The sequence below is a fragment of the Mesorhizobium sp. M7A.F.Ca.CA.001.08.2.1 genome (assembly GCF_003998455.1).
In the GTDB taxonomy this organism is placed as follows: Bacteria; Pseudomonadota; Alphaproteobacteria; order Rhizobiales; family Rhizobiaceae; genus Mesorhizobium; species Mesorhizobium ciceri.
Map to the genome: position 1 here is coordinate 1 of NZ_RZPW01000457.1, position 5,161 is coordinate 5,161.

General features: G+C 63.0%; 5 protein-coding genes. All 5 read left to right on the top strand.

Annotated features, from left to right (window positions below; genetic code table 11):
• A partial coding sequence (locus EN914_RS23600) for an FtsW/RodA/SpoVE family cell cycle protein (RefSeq protein ID WP_164778871.1) occupies window positions 1–556 on the top strand: 556 nt, incomplete at its 5' end.
• Window position 557: 1 nt separating this feature from the next.
• On the top strand, window positions 558–1,685 hold the full coding sequence (gene murG, locus EN914_RS23605; RefSeq protein WP_024501465.1) for an undecaprenyldiphospho-muramoylpentapeptide beta-N-acetylglucosaminyltransferase: 1,128 nt from the start codon (window positions 558–560) through the stop codon (window positions 1,683–1,685).
• Entirely contained in the window at window positions 1,682–3,088 is a 1,407-nt protein-coding gene (gene murC / locus EN914_RS23610) for a UDP-N-acetylmuramate--L-alanine ligase (protein WP_013530958.1), read from the top strand. Before murG ends, murC begins: the two co-directional genes overlap by 4 nt.
• Window positions 3,085–4,050, top strand: coding sequence for a UDP-N-acetylmuramate dehydrogenase (murB, locus tag EN914_RS23615; RefSeq protein WP_024501464.1), 966 nt, complete (start codon window positions 3,085–3,087; stop codon window positions 4,048–4,050). The genes murC and murB overlap by 4 nt, the downstream gene beginning before the upstream one ends.
• 390 nt (window positions 4,051–4,440) lie before the next feature.
• A partial coding sequence (locus tag EN914_RS23620; RefSeq protein WP_164778872.1) for a D-alanine--D-alanine ligase occupies window positions 4,441–5,161 on the top strand: 721 nt, incomplete at its 3' end.

The window sequence follows — 5,161 nt, forward strand, 5'->3', positions numbered from 1 at the left end:
CCGTATAGGCGGCGTTTTCGCCGCCTATACGGTGTTCCCGCACGTTGCCTTGCGCATCGACAAGTTTCTTACCGGCGAAGGCGACACATTCCAGGTCGATATGGGACGCGACGCGCTGATCAATGGCGGCTGGTTTGGCGTCGGACCAGGTGAGGGCACAGTCAAGCGGGTCATTCCCGACAGCCATGCCGACTTCGTCTTCTCGGTCGCAGGCGAAGAGTTCGGACTGATCATGTGCTTCTTCATCATGTCGATATTCGCCTTCATCGTGCTGCGCGGCCTCAACACGGCGCTGAAGGAGCATGACGATTTCACCCGCTATGCGGTCGGCGGCCTCGTCACCGTCTTCGGCCTGCAGGCGGTCATCAACATGTGCGTCAACCTCCAGCTTGTGCCGGCCAAGGGCATGACGCTGCCGTTCATCTCCTATGGCGGCTCCTCGCAGATCGCCATCGCCATCTCGATGGGGATGGTGCTGGCGCTGACACGCAAGCGGCCGGAAAAGCGCAAGCAGATGGGCTTTGGCCTGTCGCAACGCGCCGTGCCGGCGGAGTGATATGGCCAGAGGCGTCATCCTTCTCGCGGCAGGCGGCACCGGTGGGCATCTTTTCCCGGCCGAGGCGCTGGCGCATGAGCTGAACGAGCGCGGCTGGTCGGTGCACCTGGCAACCGACGACCGTGCCGAGCGTTTCGCCGGCCATTTTCCGGCCGCTGCCGTCCACCCGATCCAGTCGGCGACGATGGGCTCGAAAAACCCTTTTGCCCTGCTTGGTGCCTTCTGGAAAATCTGGCGCGGCGTGCGCCAGGCTTCTGCCGTCATCGCCAGGATCAAGCCGGATGCCGTCGTCGGCTTCGGCGGCTATCCGACCTTGCCGCCGCTCTACGCGGCGACACGGCGCAAGGTACCGACCCTGATCCATGAGCAGAACGCGGTGATGGGGCGCGCCAACCGGGCGCTGGCCGGCCGTGTCGACGCCATCGCCGGCGGCTTCCTGCCGCAGGACAGCAGTGCTGCCGGGGTCAAGACGGTGACGACGGGCAATCCGGTCCGGCCTGCGGTGCTGGAAGCGGCCAAGACTGCCTATGCGGCATCTGCCGGGCATCAACCGTTCCGCCTGCTGGTTTTTGGCGGCAGCCAGGGCGCCCAATTCTTTTCCGATGCCGTGCCGGGAGCCATTGCGCTGCTTTCCAACGCCCAGCGCAAACGGCTGGTCATTACCCAACAAGCGCGCGCCGATGACGTGGCGCGGGTCAAGGCGGCCTATGCCACCCTTGGCGTCGCCGTCGAGGTCTCGCCCTTCTTCACCGACATGGCGGCACGCATGGCGGCCGCTCATCTGGTGATCTCGCGTTCCGGCGCCTCGACCGTCTCGGAGATCGCCGTCATCGGCCGGCCGGCGCTGCTGGTGCCTTACCCCCATGCGCTCGATCACGATCAGGCGGCGAACGCGGCGGCCCTTGCCGCTGCCGGCGGCGGCGAAGTGCATCCGCAATCCTCGCTCTCGTCCGAACGCATCGCAGCGCTTGTCGGCGGGCTGATGGACGACCCCGATCGGCTGACGGCAATGGCGGCGGGGGCGAAATCGGCCGGCAGGCCGGACGCGGCACGGTTGCTCGCCGATCTTACAGAGGCTATTGCGTCCAAAAAAACCGTTTCGGATTTCAGGAAGGGGACGCAAGCATGAAGATGCCGCAGACCATCGGCCTTGTGCATTTCATCGGCATTGGCGGCATCGGCATGAGCGGCATTGCCGAAGTGCTGCACAATCTCGGCTACAAGGTGCAAGGGTCCGACCAGGCCGAAAGCGCCAATGTGCAGCGGCTGCGCGACAAGGGCATTGAATGCTTCGTCGGCCATAGGGCCGAGAATCTCGGCGATGCCGAGGTGGTGGTCGTCTCGACGGCGATCAAGAAATCCAACCCTGAGCTGAAGGCCGCGCGCGAAAAGCTGCTGCCGATCGTGCGCCGGGCCGAGATGCTGGCCGAACTGATGCGCTTTCGCCAGGCGGTGGCGATCGGCGGCACGCATGGCAAGACGACGACGACCTCGATGGTGGCGACCTTGCTCGATGCGGGCGGGCTCGATCCGACCGTGATCAATGGCGGCATCATCAATGCCTACGGCACCAACGCCCGCATGGGCGACGGCGAATGGATGGTGGTCGAGGCCGACGAGAGCGACGGCACCTTCCTGAAACTGCCGGCCGAGATCGCGGTCGTCACCAACATCGACCCCGAGCATCTTGACCACTATGGCAGCTTCGACAAGGTGCGCGAGGCGTTCCGCCAGTTTGTCGAGAACGTTCCGTTCTACGGTTTTGGCGTGATGTGCACCGATCACCCCGAAGTGCAGGCGCTGGTCAGCCGCATCGAGGACCGCCGGGTCATCACCTATGGCGAGAATGCGCAGGCCGACGTGCGCTTTACCAATCACCGCATGTCAGGTGCCATTTCGGAATTCGACGTGGTGATCCGCGACCGCAAGACCGGCGGCCAGACTGTCATAGCAGGCCTGCGCCTGCCGATGCCCGGCCGTCACAACGTCTCCAACGCGACGGCAGCAATCGCGGTCGCGCACGAACTCGGCCTGTCGGCCGAGGCGATCAAGAAGGGCCTGTCGTCCTTCGCCGGCGTCAAGCGCCGCTTCACCCATACCGGTTCGTGGGACGGCGTCGAAATATTCGACGATTACGGCCACCATCCGGTCGAGATCTCGGCGGTGCTGAAGGCGGCGCGCAGCGCCACCCAGGGTCGTGTCATCGCCATTGCCCAGCCGCATCGCTTCACCCGGCTGCATGATCTGTTCAACGAGTTTTCCACCTGCTTCAACGACGCCGACACAGTAATGGTGGCGCCGGTCTACGCGGCCGGCGAAGAGCCGATCGACGGCGTCAGCTCGGACGCGCTGGTGTCGCGCATCCGCGCCGGCGGTCATCGCGACGCGCGCTACATCGAGGGCCCGGCGGCGATTGCGCCCATCGTCCGTGACCTGGCCAAGCCGGGCGATTTCGTCGTCTTCCTTGGAGCCGGCAACATCACCCAATGGGCCTATGCGTTGCCCAAGGAGCTTGGCGGGACCGTCTCATGATGCACGGCCAGGCCCTGATCGACAGACTTGGCGACCGGCTTGCCGGCCTGCGCGGCCGCCTGACGCCGAACGCCGAGATGGACAAGATCACCTGGTTCCGTGCCGGGGGTCTGGCAGAGGTGCTGTTCCAGCCGGCCGACGAGGAAGACCTTGCAGCGTTCCTCAAAGCCGTTCCCGAGGAGATACCGCTGACGGTCGTCGGCGTCGGCTCCAACCTTCTGGTCCGCGATGGCGGCATCGAGGGCTTTGTCATTCGGCTTTCGGCCAAGGGCTTCGGCGATGCCGAGGTGATTTCGCCAATCAGGATCAAGGCGGGAGCTGCGACCCCCGACAAGCGCGTCGCAGCGGTGGCGCTCGAGGCCGGCATTGGCGGCTTTCATTTCTACCACGGCATTCCGGGTGCAATCGGCGGTGCGCTGCGAATGAATGCCGGCGCCAATGGCGTCGAGACGCGCGAGCGCGTCATCGAAGTGCGAGCACTCGATCGCAAGGGCAATGTGCAGACGCTGAGCAATGCCGATATGGGATACGCCTATCGCCATTCGGCGGCTCCTTCCGGGCTGATCTTCACCTCCGCCGTGTTCGAAGGCTTTGCCGAGGACAGGGCGACCATCAAGGCTGCGATGGAGGCCGTGCAGAACCATCGTGAGACCGTGCAGCCGATCCGCGAGAAGACCGGCGGCTCGACCTTCAAGAATCCCGACGGCACATCGGCCTGGAAGGAGATCGACAAAGCGGGCTGCCGCGGCCTGATGATCGGCGGCGCGCAGATGTCGCCGATGCATTGCAACTTCATGATCAACACCGGAACCGCGACCGGCTACGACCTTGAATATCTCGGCGAGACGGTGCGCACGCGGGTGCTGGAGAATTCCGGTATCCGGCTGCAATGGGAAATCAAGCGCATCGGCAATTTCCGGCCAGGGCATGCCGTTCAGGAGTTTCTCGGGCAGCTCCTTTAAGGTGCGCTGATATTCAGGTGATGCTCCGCTCCGGTTCTCGAAAGCCATCGTTTTCGACTCGGCCTGACCTGAATCTCGACACACCTAGCGCGTGTTGAAGTTCATGTGATGCATGAACTTCAACGAGGCGAAAAACGGTCCGCGACCGTTGCCGCAAAGACTCAACGACACGCTTTTCGCATCCATTTTCTCAGAAAGTGAATCTCTCGGAATCGTAAGCACTTGCCAGTGAATCAACTCTCTGATTCTCTGCTCGAAAGCGTTTCCTGATTTGAGTCGTTCGACGCGTTTTCAGCGTTTTCCGTCTGGGGGGCAACCTGCCGGGAGACTCTGACTCAATGTTGCGGAAAATCTGGTTTTGGTCCGCCGTGAGAGAGGGGATGCCGGGGAATGAAAAACAAGCATGTGGCCGTCCTGCTGGGTGGTTTTTCGTCCGAGCGGCCCGTGTCCCTGTCCTCCGGAAAGGCTTGCGCCGATGAGCTTGAGAAGGAAGGTTACCAGGTCACCCGCGTCGATGTCGGGCGCGATGTCGGCTCCGTGCTTGCCGAGCTCAAGCCCGATGTCGCCTTCAATGCGCTGCACGGCCCCTTCGGCGAGGACGGTACCATCCAGGGCATCCTCGAATATCTCGGCATTCCCTACACCCATTCCGGCGTGCTCGCCTCGGCTCTGGCCATGAACAAGGAGCAGGCCAAACGGGTTGCCAAGGCGGTCGGCATCGTGGTCGCCGAATCGAAGGTCGCCAGCCGCTTCGCCATCCAGAACAAGCATCCGATGAAGCCGCCCTATGTGGTCAAGCCGGTCAATGAGGGTTCAAGCTTCGGCGTCGTCATCGTGCATGAAGGCCAGTCGCATCCGCCGCAGGTTCTTGGCTCGTCGGAATGGAAATATGGCGATACCGTCATGGTCGAGCGCTACATTCACGGCAGGGAGCTGACCTGCGCGGTGATGGGCGATGTGGCGCTGGGGGTCTGCGAGATCATCCCGACCGGCCATTCCTTCTACGACTATGATTCAAAATATGTCGCCGGGGGATCAAAGCACGAATGCCCCGCAAAAGTTTCACCGAATATTTACCAAAAAATACAAACACTGGCGCTCAAGGCTCACC